15 protein-coding genes are annotated in these 12,698 nt (G+C 70.7%); 6 read left to right on the forward strand and 9 right to left on the reverse strand.

The genetic code is table 11. The annotated features are described in order from the left end of the window. Nucleotides 1-134 precede the first annotated feature (134 nt). From ACZ4VA_RS10510 to ACZ4VA_RS10520, 3 genes are all read left to right on the forward strand, one after another. Complete coding sequence (locus ACZ4VA_RS10510) at nucleotides 135-395, forward strand: WhiB family transcriptional regulator (RefSeq protein ID WP_468080803.1); 261 nt, start codon at nucleotides 135-137, stop codon at nucleotides 393-395. Nucleotides 396-559: 164 nt separating this feature from the next. Continuing rightward, on the forward strand, nucleotides 560-994 hold the full coding sequence (locus tag ACZ4VA_RS10515; RefSeq protein ID WP_355783116.1) for an ATP-binding protein: 435 nt from the start codon (nucleotides 560-562) through the stop codon (nucleotides 992-994). A gap of 204 nt (nucleotides 995-1,198) precedes the next feature. Next, the gene (locus ACZ4VA_RS10520) at nucleotides 1,199-1,594 is read left to right on the forward strand and encodes a hypothetical protein (RefSeq protein WP_468080805.1); all 396 of its coding nucleotides are present in this window, start codon (nucleotides 1,199-1,201) and stop codon (nucleotides 1,592-1,594) included. Between the two features lie 48 nt (nucleotides 1,595-1,642). Here ACZ4VA_RS10520 and ACZ4VA_RS10525 read toward each other — a convergent pair whose 3' ends face one another. Both ACZ4VA_RS10525 and ACZ4VA_RS10530 read right to left on the reverse strand, forming a co-directional pair. Beyond that, the gene (locus tag ACZ4VA_RS10525) at nucleotides 1,643-1,990 is read right to left on the reverse strand and encodes a PRC-barrel domain containing protein (RefSeq protein WP_356175246.1); all 348 of its coding nucleotides are present in this window, start codon (nucleotides 1,988-1,990) and stop codon (nucleotides 1,643-1,645) included. Nucleotides 1,991-2,136: 146 nt separating this feature from the next. Further along, nucleotides 2,137-2,646 (reverse strand): DUF6328 family protein, encoded by a 510-nt coding sequence (locus ACZ4VA_RS10530; RefSeq protein ID WP_356175244.1) that lies wholly within the window; start codon nucleotides 2,644-2,646, stop codon nucleotides 2,137-2,139. 158 nt (nucleotides 2,647-2,804) lie between these two features. On the opposite strand from ACZ4VA_RS10530, the gene ACZ4VA_RS10535 reads away from it, so the two are divergent. Beyond that, nucleotides 2,805-3,296, forward strand: a complete 492-nt coding sequence (locus ACZ4VA_RS10535) for a hemerythrin domain-containing protein (RefSeq protein ID WP_468080808.1) — start codon at nucleotides 2,805-2,807, stop codon at nucleotides 3,294-3,296. A gap of 110 nt (nucleotides 3,297-3,406) precedes the next feature. Here ACZ4VA_RS10535 and ACZ4VA_RS10540 read toward each other — a convergent pair whose 3' ends face one another. The 6 genes from ACZ4VA_RS10540 to ACZ4VA_RS10565 form a co-directional block, all read right to left on the reverse strand. Then, the gene (locus ACZ4VA_RS10540) at nucleotides 3,407-3,736 is read right to left on the reverse strand and encodes a DUF5133 domain-containing protein (protein WP_356175240.1); all 330 of its coding nucleotides are present in this window, start codon (nucleotides 3,734-3,736) and stop codon (nucleotides 3,407-3,409) included. An 88-nt stretch (nucleotides 3,737-3,824) separates the two neighbouring features. Continuing rightward, nucleotides 3,825-4,688, reverse strand: a complete 864-nt coding sequence (locus ACZ4VA_RS10545) for a SigB/SigF/SigG family RNA polymerase sigma factor (protein ID WP_468080810.1) — start codon at nucleotides 4,686-4,688, stop codon at nucleotides 3,825-3,827. 520 nt (nucleotides 4,689-5,208) lie between these two features. Beyond that, nucleotides 5,209-5,658: an ATP-binding protein gene (locus tag ACZ4VA_RS10550; RefSeq protein WP_355786519.1), complete on the reverse strand. Its 450-nt coding sequence runs from the start codon at nucleotides 5,656-5,658 to the stop codon at nucleotides 5,209-5,211. 210 nt (nucleotides 5,659-5,868) lie between these two features. Beyond that, nucleotides 5,869-6,042 (reverse strand): CsbD family protein, encoded by a 174-nt coding sequence (locus ACZ4VA_RS10555; RefSeq protein ID WP_355786516.1) that lies wholly within the window; start codon nucleotides 6,040-6,042, stop codon nucleotides 5,869-5,871. 195 nt (nucleotides 6,043-6,237) lie between these two features. Then, nucleotides 6,238-6,888: a DUF4360 domain-containing protein gene (locus ACZ4VA_RS10560; protein ID WP_355786514.1), complete on the reverse strand. Its 651-nt coding sequence runs from the start codon at nucleotides 6,886-6,888 to the stop codon at nucleotides 6,238-6,240. A 529-nt stretch (nucleotides 6,889-7,417) separates the two neighbouring features. Next, nucleotides 7,418-7,918, reverse strand: coding sequence for a hypothetical protein (locus ACZ4VA_RS10565; protein WP_356244012.1), 501 nt, complete (start codon nucleotides 7,916-7,918; stop codon nucleotides 7,418-7,420). 96 nt (nucleotides 7,919-8,014) lie between these two features. Between ACZ4VA_RS10565 and ACZ4VA_RS10570 the strand changes: the two genes are divergently transcribed. Both ACZ4VA_RS10570 and ACZ4VA_RS10575 read left to right on the forward strand, forming a co-directional pair. Then, a complete protein-coding gene (locus tag ACZ4VA_RS10570) occupies nucleotides 8,015-8,851 on the forward strand; it encodes a hypothetical protein (protein WP_468080813.1) in 837 nt (278 codons plus the stop codon). A gap of 161 nt (nucleotides 8,852-9,012) precedes the next feature. Further along, nucleotides 9,013-10,917: an AMP-dependent synthetase/ligase gene (locus tag ACZ4VA_RS10575; RefSeq protein ID WP_468080815.1), complete on the forward strand. Its 1,905-nt coding sequence runs from the start codon at nucleotides 9,013-9,015 to the stop codon at nucleotides 10,915-10,917. A 334-nt stretch (nucleotides 10,918-11,251) separates the two neighbouring features. On the opposite strand, the gene ACZ4VA_RS10580 is transcribed toward ACZ4VA_RS10575, so the two are convergent. After that, complete coding sequence (locus ACZ4VA_RS10580) at nucleotides 11,252-12,640, reverse strand: FAD-binding oxidoreductase (protein ID WP_468080817.1); 1,389 nt, start codon at nucleotides 12,638-12,640, stop codon at nucleotides 11,252-11,254. Nucleotides 12,641-12,698 lie beyond the last annotated feature (58 nt).

Genomic DNA, 12,698 nt, shown 5'->3' on the forward strand with positions numbered 1-12,698 from the left:
GTGCGCCGTGCACGTCGTCCGTCTGCGGAACCGAACCCGCAGCGCCCCTTCCGTTTCACATGGGCGATCAGGGGTGACCCGGACGGCGACCCAAGCACCGATCCGACCGACGACCACGATGACAGGAGGCCCTCATGGACGACTGGCGCGAGTCCGCGGCATGCCGCACCGCCGACCCCGATCTCTTCTTCCCCATAGGCAACACCGGCCCTGCCCTGCTGCAGATCCAGGAAGCCAAGGCCGTCTGCCGGGGCTGCCCGGTCCAGGACGCGTGCCTGGAGTGGGCGCTGGACTCCGAGCAGACCCAGGGCGTGTGGGGCAGCACGAGCGAGGACGAGCGGCGCGCGCTGCGCAGGCGTACGGCGACCCGCCGGGCCAGGGCGGCCGCGGCCTGATCAGCCACGCCGGGCGCGTCCGTGCGCGGAGCGGTCCGGCGAGGAGTGGAGGGCACGTGACGCAGCCCGAGAGCCCGGGACCGTCGCCCGCCGGCGCGGACGACCCCGCGCTCCGACCCGTCGGAAGAAGCAGGAGTCCCGGTGCCGATTTCCGGGAAGGCGACATGGCAAGAAGACCGAGTGGGGACGAGAACCTGTCACGCGAGCACATCGACATCCTCAGCAGCTCCTTCGCCGGACAGTTGCGCAACGTCACCGACGCGCGCCTGACGGCGGAGGGCTTCCTGACCGCGCTCGCCCGCACGGCACCGCCCAGCACTCCTGAGCACTGGGACGACATCCTCCTCGTGGTGACGGAGCTCGCGGCGAACTCGATCCAGTACGCTCCGGGCCCCTTCGAGCTGCGGATGCGCCGGACGTTCGACGGCGTCCACGTCACCCTGCGCGACACCAGCACGACGAAGCCGGCCCCGCGCCCCTTCCATCCTCGTGAGGGCGGCGGCGGCATCGGCTGGCACCTCGTCCACGCGCTCTCCGACCAGGTCAGCGTGGTGGTGCGCCCCGACGGCAAGGACGTGCACGCCTTCCTGCCCTGGTGAGCGGACGGGCCCGGGTGCCGTCGTGCGCGAGGCGGCCGGGGTAGGTGTGGAACCCGGGAAAGTGAGCATCCGGCTGACAGGCAGAGTTCCGCAGCCCTGCCCTGCCCGCGTTGTCAGTGGTCTCCGCAACAATGCCGGGCAGCGAGAACGTCACCGCTCCGGCGGTACGCGATCGAACCACGTCCGTCGAAAGGCTGCCTCCACATGACGCTCGCCCTCCACCGTTCTCCCGGGTCCGTGGGCCGTGACCAGGGCCGGGTGACGCCGCTCCGGGCCGTCCCCCGCCCTCACACCCCGCTCAGTGCGGGCGGTGCCGAGGTGTTGCGTCTGATCACGGAGCAGCGGCTCTCCGTCTGCCTCACCGTGCACGCCAACGGCCGCCGCCGCTACGGCTACTGGCAGCCCGTCTCCTCGGCCGCCCGGCGCGGCGGCTGCTACGTCGCGCTCCCGACGGACGAGTGCGACGCGCTGCACGCCGCCGGCCGGCTGGTGCTCGGCGACCCGGTGGTGGACCCCTCGAAGACGACGTATCCCGTCAGAGCCACGGAGCGGAGCACACCGTCCGTGACGAGTGCCCCGCAGCACGCCCTCACCGCCTGACCCCGGCGTACGGGCAGGCGGTGAGGGCGTCGGCCGCGCGGACGGCCGTCAGTGACCGGAGCCGTAGTGCCCGCCCAGCTGGTCGCGGTAGGCGGGGTCGCCCAGGTGCTTCTCCTTGTCGAACTCGGGAGACGCCTTGATCTCGTCCTTGGTGCGGGACACGAGGATCTTCCGGGCCTTGTGGTCGATGTCCTTGATCGTGCCGGCGGGCAGCATCACCTGCTTGCCGAAGATCCACACGCCGGTGTCGACCACGATGTACTGGGCGACGACGTCGTTGGAGTGCTTGTCGACCTTGCCGATGTGGCCGTCCTCGGCCTCGACCGCGTACCCCGTCAGGTCGTCGTCGGGCGTGTGGCCGCTGGTGGGCGTGTAGTTCCACAGGGAGTCGTCCACCCTGTACTCCTCTCGAAAGGTCCGGTCGGCCGACCGGATCGGACCAGTCGCCGCGCCTGGGATCGGCGGGCGCTCGTGGTCCAGTGCCCCGTCGGCGTCGTTGAACGCGCGATACGGCCGGATCGGTCCGGCCCGAGGGCGGGAACCTACCGGGCCGGCGTGTCCCGGTTTGCCGGGAGGGCGGCCGTGTGGTGGTGACGTGCCCACACCGGCAGGACGAACCAGCAGAACAGGTACCAGGCGACGATCCCGGCGACCAGCCAGGGCACGTAGCTGTCGTGCGTGGCCACCCGCAGGATCAGCAGGAGCGAGGACGTCATGGTCGCGAGCAGCAGGATCAGCCCGGCGAAGGTCAGCCGGGAGGCCCACTGGACCATCTGCGGCTTCACCCGGCTCCCGGAGACGAGCCGGTGCATGGACACCGGGCCGATCAGCGCGCCGGTGGCGGCGGCGCCCAGCACGACGGTGACGATGTAGATCGTCTGGTCGGTGTCACGCAGCTGTGCGTAGCGCGGAGTGAAGACGACGGTGAGCAGAAAGCCGAAGAGGATCTGCACGCCGGTCTGGGCGACCCGGATCTCCTGGATGAGCTCGCCCCATTTCCGGTCGGCCCTCTCCTCCTCCGTCTCGTCGCGCCCGCTCCCCGCGGCGCCCACGTCTTTTCCTAGGCCCGGCAACGTTCCTCCTGGTGCGCGGCTGTCCTCGCGGAAACGCTTTTTTCACTCCGGCGCCGCAAAATCACCGTGGTGGTCGGGGCGTACCGGGGTATGCGCCTGAGTGGACCGATCTCTTTCAAGGAAAGGCGTGTACCGCCGTGTCTGCAACGCAGGATGTCGTCGAACTCATTCTCGAGGATCACCGGAGGATGGAGGATCTCTTCCGTGCCATGCGCAGTGTCGAGGCCGACAGGGCGAGCGCGCTCAAGGAATTCGCCGGGCTGCTGATCGCGCACGCCGTCGCGGAGGAGCGCGAGGTCTATCCGGCCCTCAAGCGCTACAAGAACATCGACGACGAAGAGGTCGAGCACGGCGAGTCGGAACACGAGGAGGGCAACGAGGCGTTGCTCGCGCTCCTGGAGGTCGACGAGGTCGGCTCCGACGAGTGGGACGAGAAGCTCGAGAAGCTCGTCGAGGCCGTCACGCACCACGCCGACGAGGAGGAGCGGACCATCCTCAACGGCGCCCGCGAGAACGTCGCCATGGAGCGCCGGGAGGAACTGGGCGCGGCCTTCCTCAAGGAGCGGGAGCGTCAACTGGAGGCGGACTGCGGCTCCCTGGAGCACGTCCGGGGCATCGTCGAGAGCTGACGGGCCGGCGCGGGCACTGCGGTGTCCGCGCCGCCGGGTCCCACACGCCACTGACCGGCCGCACCCCTCGGGGTGCGGCCGGTCAGCCGTTGTGCGCTCCTCGCCCGGTGTCAGTCGCTCATGACCGGCGTCTCGGCGTCCGGGACACCGACGCCGAGGCCGAGCGGCCTGCCGTTCGTGATGACGCGGCGCCCGACCGTCGTACGGCCGAGGGTGCGCTGCGGGGCGGGCGACACGGGGGTGGCGGTCGCCGCGAGCTGCTGCCGGGCCGCGGCGAGGGCCCGCCGCACGTCACGGGTCCCGGTCGACACGCAGAGGGTGTAGGCCAGGTCCTGGGCGCGCTGGCCGGGCCTTCCCACGGCGTCCGCGGCTTCCTGGTCGGCGAGCGCCTCGTACTCCTCCACGAGCTTGCGCAGCGTCTCAGGGTGGGGCATCAGCATGGTCGTACTCCTTGGTCACAGGGCGGCGGTCCGGCCTGTCGCGGCCGGGCGGGGCGGGAGCGCACGTGCGGAGAGGGTGGTGGAACGGTCAGTCGGTAGCGGATGGTCCCGCGGGGCCGGGGCGCTGCGTCTCGTCCGCGAGCGCCTCGGCCCGGACGCGGGCACAACTGCTGCTGATGAGCCGGGAGACGTGCATCTGCGAGATGCCGAGCCGGTCCGCGATGCGGTTCTGGGTCATGTCCTCGAAGAACCGCATGTAGAGGATGGCGCGTTCGCGTTCGGGCAGACGGCTCAGACCCTTCTTCGCGGCCTCGCGGTCCACCACGGTGTCGAAGGAGGAGTCGGCGGCGCCGAGGGTGTCGGCGAGGCTGTACCCGTCGTCCCCGGAGGGCATCTCGGCGTCGAGGGAGAGCGTGCTGTAGCTCTCCAGCGCCTCCATGCCGTCAGCGGTCTCTTCCTCGGTCAGACCGCAGTGGGCGGCGATGTCGGCGATCGAGGGCTCGGGGGAGCCCGGGTTCTGGGTGAGTTCGCGTCGTGCGACCCGCACCTTGTTCCGCAGTTCCTGCACGCGGCGCGGAACCCTCAACGCCCACATGCGGTCGCGGAAGTGACGCTTGATCTCACCGGTGATGGTCGGCACGGCGTAGCTCTCGAAGGCGCCGCGCGAGGGGTCGAAGCGGTCGATGGCCTTGACCAGGCCGAGGGCCGCGACCTGCCGCAGGTCCTCGATCGACTCCCCCCGGTCGCGGAAGCGGCCGGCGATGCGATGCGCCATCGGCAGCCAGGCCTCGACGAGTTCGTCCCGGATGATGTCGCGCTCGTGCCCCTCACTCAGCTCGGCCAGCCGGGCGAAAGCCGACGCCGTGTCCGGGGCATCGTCATGCGACCGCCTGGCGGCAGAGCCGCTGCGGGCGGGGTCGGCGGAACGGCAGGTGGATACATCGGTGAGCATGCGGTATCGCTCCTCCACGGTGCTGTCTGGTGATGACCGCGGGAGTACGGCGCCGCCGGTCCCCGAGGGACGGCCGAGGCGGCATACCACTCCCGCTGGCGCGCCTCCGGTCCGAAGCACGAAATTCGGTTGCCCTGCCATCCTGCGATCAAACAGACGTGTTCGCACCTTCAGCGCCCCGTGATCCCGGGGCACCCGGCCTCGGCCGAAAATGCGCGTACACGCAGAGTCACTCCCGCGAATTCACGGGAACGGGTGTGTGAGGCGCTCCGCCGGGCAGGCGAGTTGGGCGCAGAACGCTCCGGAGCGAACTGCTTGAGGCCCGGACTATTCCCGTACCCGTCGGCTCGGGCGAGGGGCTCCGCATTCCCCCGGGTTCATCCGCGCATACGCCGAGGACCGCCACCGAATGACGGTCCAGGCAGGTCGAGTCGGGAACGGCGCTCCGCGGACCGCGGATTTCACCGCATCCGGCGATCGGCCCCGTCCGGCGATTTCCGGACGGGGCGGGGTCCCGCGCTCAGGCGAAGGCGAGCGGCACGATCGCGGTGATGCGTTTGCCGCTCGGGCGCAGACTGGAGACGACGATGTCGCGGGCGAGCCGGCAGATGATCGGCCATCCATGGCCCCCGACGCGCATCCGGCCCTGTTCGTCCACGCGTTGCTTCGTCTCGGGCACCTGGTCGCTGCCGTCGCTCACGGACACCTGTACGGCGTGGTCGACCAGCGTCACTTCGAAGTCGGTGACGCCGCCGCCGTGCAGGATGGCGTTGCTGGTGAGTTCCGAGGCCACGAGCAGCGCGTCACCGACGGCGTCGTCGTCACCTCGGGGGTCTTGGCCCTGGAAACGTCCTTCGAGGGCGTCCCTGACGGCCTGGCGTGCCTCGGCCGGACTGCTCGGTCCGCACGAGCGCGGTCGGCCGGCAACGGCCGCCGTGTCGGTGGAGTGCGTCCCGTGTTCCCCGCACATCCTTCGCTCCTCAAGCCTCGTGGTCTGAACTCTGTTTCTGGCCCTGCCCGCTGGAAACGGCCCCGTTCGGTCGGCCGGCGCGCGAGGGCGGGAATTCCTTCGAGTACGGTGCGGCCGGGCGTCGAGTCGACCGCCGGCCTGCGCATTTCCCCCGGAAAAAGGCGGGCCCGCCACAAGAACGTGCGGCGGGCCCGAAGGATGCAGTGATCCTCAGTGCCGGAATGCGTCCTTGGCCTTTTCCTTGGCCTGCCGGGCATCGCCCTTGGTCTGGTCCGCCTTGCCCTCGGCGACCATCCGCTCGTTGCCCGTCACGCGCCCGACGGCCTCCTTGGCCTTGCCCTTGGCCTGCTCGGTCTTGGCTTCGGCCTTCTGGTTCTCGGACACCGCAGTTCACATCCTTACTGCTTCGACAATGCGATCTACCACTACGGCTCACCACGGAATGCGGCTCCAAACCCGGACGGACTCGGAATCCGGATCCGTTCCCTCCAAGAGAGGAATCCCGGGGAGCGGTATTCGGCCGGTCCGGGGCCGCGCGTCCACCGGCTCCGGTGCGCGGGAGCCGGTGGACGGCGGGGGTCACCTGCCGGGACACTCCTTCCAGGCCAGGTGGTAGACGGTGCTGATGTCGCCGTCGGTGGAGTCCATGGTCATGAAGCTGGTGCTGCCGGGCGCGGACGTGCCCGCGTTGACGCGGAGTTCGGTGTTGATGTTGAAGTTCCGCTGCACTCCGCAGGGCGCCCAGACCAGTTGGGCCCAGTCCGTGGTGTCGGTGGCCTGCCAGTTGTCGTTGTAGGGGCCGCGGAAGGGATGGGTGATCGCGGCCGTGTTGGAGGACCCCTGGAAGTAGTAGGACGCCTTCTCGGTGCTGGTGGCACCCGACTGGAGTGCGGCGAAGCCGCGGTAGTCCGCGCTGGCGACGGCGTAGGTGAAGCCCTGCGGCACGTGGACGATCAGGTTCAGCTGGCAGTTCTTGCGGAACGCGGTGGGGTCGGAGCTGCCCCCGACCTGGGCGAGGTAGTCGCTGTAGGTCACGGTGAAGGCGGTGTTGTCCGGGGAGACGGCGACGGCCGCGGTGCCCTGCGGACAGCCGGAGCCGTTCACCGTGGCGACCTTGATGACGATCTTGTCCGGGGGCGGGTCGGTGAACCCGGAGGACGGGTCGGTGACGGGGATCGCGGTGGCGAAGAGAGCGGCGATCGCGCCGCTCAGGAACAGCCCACCAGCCATATCGGTCCAATCCGTTGCGTCGGTTCTCCGGCGGCACGGGATGTGTCCGCCGGAATCAGGGGGGTGCGGCGCTCCGCGTGCGCGGAGGGCCGTCGCGGGACCAGGTGCGGGATCGGATGGAGCGACACGTGCGTCATGCACATGCCAAAGACGTGCCTGTGCATCACCCGCCATTGTGAAGGAGCTGTGAAGGCGGGGCGTCCGTATCGTATGGACGCCCGCCCCGGGCAGCCAGAGCGATCTCCGGCCAATCACACGGGCCGTGCTTTTCGGCCGTGCCGGCGCCGGGCTGGTCGCCCGCCGAACGTCAGGCGTCTCCCGGGCCCCACTGCGTCGGACCGGCCCGGTACGCCTTCGACAAGATGCTCAGCTGCGCCAACCATCTCGGTCTCTTCGCCGAGGAGATCGGCGCCACCGGTGGACAACTGAGCGACTTCCCTGGGGCGTTCACGCCGAACAGCTCGACGTGGCACACCACCCGGACGGGACCGGCCCGCCCCACTCACGCGGGCCTCGGATCGGTCGGCTGCTACGCGTCGTCCTCGTCGGAGGCGGGTGACTCCGCTCCCGGGATGCCCAGGCCCGCGTACAGGAGCGAGGCGAGTTCCTCGGCGAACAGGGTCGACTCCGTCAGCGCCTGTTCGACGACGGCCGCGTCGGCCGTCAGTCCGGCCGCGGCCGACCAGGCCAGCGCGCCCTCCACCGCCCGCTCGACGGGGAACTCCTCCAGCGGTATCTCGTAGCTCTCCGCCGTCTCGCGGTCCAGCAGGCCCTCCCAGCCGTGCCCCTCGGGAGTGACCCCCTTCACCAGACCCACGTCACTGTCCATGAAGGACACCATCAGCGCCGGTGTCCCGGTCCTGCCGACGAGGGCGGCCAGCGACCGCTCCGGAGCGTCGGCGAAGTCGGCCACCTGCCAGCCGTCCTCCAGGACCTCCGCGTCCTCCACCTCGTCGAAACCCGCCGCCTCCATGAGATCGCGCAGGTCACCATCCGTACGGGCCGCCACGGACCCTCCCCAGTTCCCCATGATCCGAAAGGTAGCGGACGGCACTGACAACCCCCGTCCGGCGGCGGCGCTGGGCCGGGATAGCGTGCGGGAGCGCCCTCGCACTCCGGGAGAGACATGCCGACCGCTCAGCACCGCGTCCTGTTCGTCACCGACCTCGCCTACCAGGCCGGCGGGCGGCGGTACTGCGACGAGGACATCTTCCTCACCTCCCGGTTGCGCGAGGACTTCGACGTCGCCCTGTGCCACCCCCTCGACACGGTCACGCTGATGGACGCCTTCGACCTGGTCGTGGTCCGCAACAGCGGGCCCGTGCTGCACCACCAGGAGGCCTACGACGCCTTCCGTGCCGCGGCCGCCGAGCGCGGGACGCTCGTCTACAACCAGCTGACGGGCCGGGCCGACATGGCCGGCAAGCAGTACCTCCTGGACCTCACCGCGCAGGGCCTTCCCGTCATCCCCACCGTCGACCGGCTGCGGGACCTCGGCCGGCTGCCCGAGGTCGACGAGTACGTCGTCAAGCCGAAGGCCGGCGCGGACTCCATCGGCCTGCGGTTCGTGCCCCGCGACCGGCTGGCGGACCTCTCCCTGGACGGCGTCCTCGTCCAGCCCCGCGTCCCGTTCCGGTACGAGGTGTCGTTCTACTTCGTCGACGGCTCGTTTCAGTACGCCCTGTACGCGCCCCGGCCCGACCGGCGCTGGGAACTCGAGAGGTACGAACCCACCCCCGCCGACCTGGAGTTCGCCCGGCTCTTCGTCGAGTGGAACACCCTCGACCACGGCATCCAGCGCGTCGACGCCTGCCGTGCCCCGGACGGGGAGCTCCTCCTGGTCGAGCTGGAGGACCTCAACCCGTACCTGTCCCTCGGCCTCCTCGACGACCGGACCAGCGACGCGTTCGTGGCCGACCTGAAGACCGCCCTGCACCGCGTCCTCGCCACCAAGACGGGCTGACCCGCGGCCGGGACGGGCCGGCCGTCACGGCGTCGTCCGGCGATCAGTGCGGCACCGGTCCGTCATTCCCAGCACAGTGGTCGTCGCTGTGGGCTACATTCGAGATCCTCGACCCAGCGCCTCTCGGTGAGGTCACGTCGCGGAGAATTGCGGAGCGGCGCATGCACGAGTTCGAACACCCCCCTGCGGTCACGGCACCCATGCAGGGAGGACTGGCCGACAGCCTCTTCGACACGGCGCTCCGTGATCCCGGGCTCCGGCAGGCCGCACGCCGCACGAACTCCTCCTCGGCGTCCTGGACACCGGTCACCGCCGCTCAACTGCGGGACGAGGTCGTCGGCGCGGCCCGGGGACTCATCGCCTCCGGCATCTCCCCCGGCGACCGCGTGGCCATCATGGCGCGTACCCGCTACGAGTGGACCGTGCTCAGCCACGCCCTGTGGTGCCTGGGCGCCGAGATCGTGCCGATCTACCCCACGTCGTCGCACGACCAGGTCTCGTGGATCCTCGGGGACGCGCAGTGCGTCGCGGTGGTCGTCGAGGACGAGGAGGGCGTCATGACGGTCGGCTCGGCGTGCGCCTCACTCCCCCGGCTGCGCCACGTATGGCAGTTGGACGCCGGGGCGCTGGCCGATCTCACCGAGCGGGGACGTTCCATACCGCCGATGGCCGTGGACGCCTTGCGGCGGATCGTGCCGCCCGACTCGACCGCGGTCGTCGCCTACACCTCCGGCACGACGGGGCAGCCCAAGGGGTGCGCGCTGACCCACCGCGGCCTGGCGAGCCCCTGCGACACGCTGCTGGCGGGCTGGGGCCACACCGCGGCGCCGCCGGGAGAGCAGCCGGCCGTGCTCGCCTTCCTGCCCTTCTCCCACGTGTACGGCCTGATGATCCAGGGTCTGTGCATACGCGGCGGATTGCTGCTGGGTCACGAACCCGACCTGAGCGAGGACGCGCTCTCCGCCGCTCTGCGGTCCTTCCAGCCCACCTACCTGTACGCCGTGCCGTTCGTCTTCGAGAAGATCTACAAGAACTTCCTGCGGACGGCTCAACAGGCGGGTCACGGGGCCCTGTTCGAACGGGCGGTGCGCACCGCGAAGGACTTCGCCATGGTCGCCGAGCGGCACCGGCTGGGGACAGGTCCCGCGCCCGGCTTCGATCTGCGCCTGCAACACGCCTTCTACGAGAAGGCCGTGTACCGGAAACTGCGCGCGGCGCTCGGCGGCCGGGTCTGCGGCGCCGTGTCGGGCGGTTCCCCCCTCAACCGCGAACTCGCCCTGTTCTACGCGGGAATCGGGATCTTCGTCCACGACGGGTACGGCCTCACCGAGACCAGCGGCGGGATCACGGCGCAGCCCGTGGGCCGGGAGAAGTCCGGCACGGTGGGGCGTCCGCTGCCGGGCACGGACATCCATGTCGCCGACGACGGGGAGATCTTCGTCCGGGGGCCCTCGGTGTTCCAGGGGTACGTCAACGACCCGCAGGCCACGGCCGCCTCGTTCCTGGACGACTGGCTCGCGACCGGGGACATCGGCAGACTCGACTCCGAGGGATATCTGACCATCACGGGCCGCAAGAAGGACATCGTCATCACGAGCGGCGGCAAGAGCGTGGCGCCCGCGCTCCTCGAAGAGCGGCTGCGCGTCCACCCGTTGATCCACCAGGCCGTGGTCGTGGGCGACAACCGCCCCTGCGTGGGCGCCCTGATCACCCTCGACCCCGCCTTCCTCGCGCACTGGCGCACGGCCCGCTCCCTTCAGGGGGAGACGCCGGGCCGGGAGGTGCGCGAGGAGAACGAGCTGCGGGAGGAGGTCAGACGTGCCGTCGCCGCGGCCAACAGCACGGTGTCCCGCTCGGAGTCCATCCGCGTCTTCCGGGTCCTGCCGGAGCCCTTCGACCTGGCCAACGGCCTGCTCACGCCGTCGATGAAGCTGCGCCGAGACGCGATCGTCAACCGCTTCGCCGCGGAGATCGACGCGATGTATCAGACGTCGTCGAGGACCCCGCGGGAGTACATGCGGGGCGATCCCTCGATCTGGGAGGAGTCGGACAACGTGTTCCGGTGAGCCGGGCGTCGGCGGCGCGTGCGGTCGGTGCGGGGGACGTAGGTGCCTCCCAGCAGCGTCCGCAGGGGTGTCACGCGGCTCCTGACCGGTGCGGGTGTGGTGGTGGTGTTCATGAAGCCACACTGCGCCCGTGCGGGCCCGGCAGCCAGGTCCCGGCGGGAAGCAGGACCGCCGGTCCTGGTGTGAACGCCACCCCTGTCGCCGGGAATAGACCCCGGCCCGTCAGCCGTCGTCCGCCGTGGGCGGCGACGAGCCGGCGGACGATGGGCAGGGCCCGGTCGGTCAGGGGTGTCGTCCGGGGCACCGCGGACCCGGGGTGCCCCGGACGGCCCCTCTAGGCGGGACGGATGTTCTGGTTGACGCGGAACAGGTTGTACGGGTCACGGTCGGCCTTGATGCGCGCCAGCCGGGCGTAGTTGTCCCGGTAGCCGGCGCGGACCCGGTCCTGGCCCTCGTCCATCATCATGTTGACGTACGCCCCGCCGGCGGAGAACGGGTGCAGCGCCTCGAAGTAGTCCACCGTCCACTGCCGGATGGGGCCGGCGTTGGCGGGGTCGGGGTCGACGCCCGCGTAGACGGAGGCCCAGCGCACGTCGCGATAGCTCCAGGCGGTGTCGGTCGGGGCGTGGTCGTGGACGGCGCCGTCGACCGGGTACAGGTGCATCGTCGATTTCCAGCTGGGCAGTTCGGCACCGAACTTGGCGTGCAGGTCGATCGCCTCGGCGGGGATGTCGTCGACGAAGTCGGCCCGCCAGTACCACTGGTCCCCGGGCGGGTAGATCCCGTCGAAGGCGGACTGGATCGCGGGATGGGGCATGGGCGCGACGCCGTGGACCAAGGGCTCGGGGAGCGCGTCCAGGAGGGGTGCCATCGCCCCTGCGGCCGCGTCCGTGTCGTCCCCGGCGAAGCACCACACCACGCCGCAGACCTTGCGCAGTTGGATCTCCTCGGGGAACGGCGGCCCCGGCGGGACCGAGCCGTAGAGGAAGAAGCCGTTCAGGTCGCGGGGCGCGTGCGGGATGAAGTCGCGGTAGGCGGCGAGGACTTCGGCGCCGAGCTCGACCGGCCAGAACGTCGGTCCCGCGACGACCGTGCTCACCTCGTGCAGCCGGAAGAGGAACGAGGTGACGACGCCGAAGTTGCCGCCACCTCCGCGGATCGCCCAGTACAGGTCGGAATTCTCCTCGGCACTGGCGCGCACCCGCTCCCCGCTCGCCAGCACCAGGTCGGCCGCGAGCAGGTTGTCCACGGTCAGCCCGCACTTGCGGGTGAGGTGGCCGAGCCCTCCGCCCAGGGTGAGTCCGCCGACGCCGGTCGTGGAGATGATGCCGCTGGGCGTGGCGAGGCCGTGCTCGTGGGTGGCGCGGTCGACCTCGCCCCACAGGCAGCCGCCGCCGACGCGCACGGTGCGGGCTTCGGGGTCCACGTGGATGTCCTTGAGCGGGGAGAGGTCGACGACCAGGCCGCCGTCGCAGGTGCCCAGTCCGGCCCCGTGGTGTCCGCCGCCGCGGACCGCGAGCGGCAGCCGTCGTTCGCGGGCGAAGCCGATGGCCAGGGCCACATCCTCGGGGCCTGTGCAGCGCGCCACCAGGGCGGGGCGCTTGTCGATCATGGCGTTGTAGACGGTCCGGGCGTCCTCGTAGCCGGAGTCCTCCGGTCCGATCAACTGCCCTTGGAAGGCTGTCAGTTGTGCGCGCGCCGTCTGTGCGGGCGTCCTGTCCATGAGATCCCCCGTGTCTGGGGCCGTGTTCGAGGACCCTCCCGTGTCCGGGTTCCCCGCG

The sequence above is a fragment of the Streptomyces sp. NPDC028308 genome (genome assembly GCF_055565855.1).